We start from the raw sequence: 545 nt of genomic DNA, 5'->3' as shown, positions 1-545 counted from the left end.
GGCGTCCTGGACATCGAGGCCTCCGAAAAAGCTGCGCGTTTCGTCCAGATGTGTGACGCTTTTAACATCCCGATCGTCACTTTCCTGGACGTCCCCGGGTTCCTCCCGGGCGTCGACCAGGAGCACGGCGGCATCATCCGCCACGGCGCGAAGCTGCTCTACGCCTACTGCAACGCGACCGTGCCGCGGATCTCGCTGATCCTGCGCAAGGCCTACGGGGGTGCCTACATCGTCATGGACAGCCAGTCCATCGGCGCCGACCTCACCTACGCCTGGCCGACGAACGAGATCGCCGTGATGGGCGCGGAAGGCGCGGCCAACGTCATCTTCCGCCGTCAGATCGCCGACGCCGAGGACCCCGAGGCCATGCGCACCCGCATGGTCAAGGAGTACAAGTCCGAGCTGATGCACCCCTACTACGCGGCCGAGCGCGGCCTGGTCGACGACGTCATCGACCCGGCCGAGACCCGCGAGGTCCTCATCTCCTCCCTCGCCATGCTCCAGACCAAGCACGCCGACCTGCCCTCCCGCAAACACGGCAACCC

General features: G+C 66.4%; 1 protein-coding gene. It reads left to right on the top strand.

Features of this window, described 5'->3' with window-relative positions:
* On the top strand, positions 1-545 hold a 545-nt coding region (locus K4B79_RS47505; RefSeq protein ID WP_308280648.1), incomplete at both ends, for a carboxyl transferase domain-containing protein.

It is taken from the genome of Streptomyces lincolnensis (genome assembly GCF_021173675.1).
Lineage (GTDB): Bacteria > Actinomycetota > Actinomycetes > Streptomycetales > Streptomycetaceae > Streptomyces > Streptomyces lincolnensis_B.
The sequence above is the reverse complement of the archived record's forward strand: the minus strand, read 5'-3'. Positions and strand labels throughout refer to the sequence as shown.